The 399-nt window shown below is 76.7% G+C and carries 1 protein-coding gene; it reads right to left on the bottom strand.

The features are described from left to right. The coding region (locus C1I92_RS33220) for a DUF3000 family protein (protein WP_146605408.1) at window positions 1-304 on the bottom strand (304 nt) is incomplete at its 3' end. Window positions 305-399: the final 95 nt, after the last annotated feature.

The raw sequence follows: 399 nt of genomic DNA, 5'->3' as shown, positions 1-399 counted from the left end.
AGCCCACGCCGGGCAGCAGCGGGTCGGCGGCCAGGTCGACCTCCAGCTCGGCGGTCACGTAGGTGACCAGCCGCAGGGTGCCCCGCCACGCCTCGTGCCCGGCCGGGTCGTGCAGCAGGATCAGCCGCCCGGTGGCCACCTCGTCACCGTCGCGCAGCACGGTCGCGGAGAGCGCGAAGGCGTACGGGGCGAGCCGCTGCGGCGCGCCGACCTCCTCAAGCAGGATCTCCGGCCGCGGCGCCGCGGACCGCAGCCCGGCGACCGCGCGGGCGAAGGTCTCCGGAAGCGCGATCGGGGCGGCCATGCCGGCAGCCTATGCCGCCGCCCAGCCGCCCGCCCGAACGGCGCGCCGACGCCGCGCCTTCAGCCAGGCTGATACTGGTCACAAAAGGCCCACGC

Origin of the sequence: Jiangella anatolica (assembly GCF_003236295.1) — a bacterium.
Taxonomy (GTDB): Bacteria; Actinomycetota; Actinomycetes; order Jiangellales; family Jiangellaceae; genus Jiangella; species Jiangella anatolica.
This window is presented reverse-complemented; position numbering and strand designations above follow the sequence as displayed.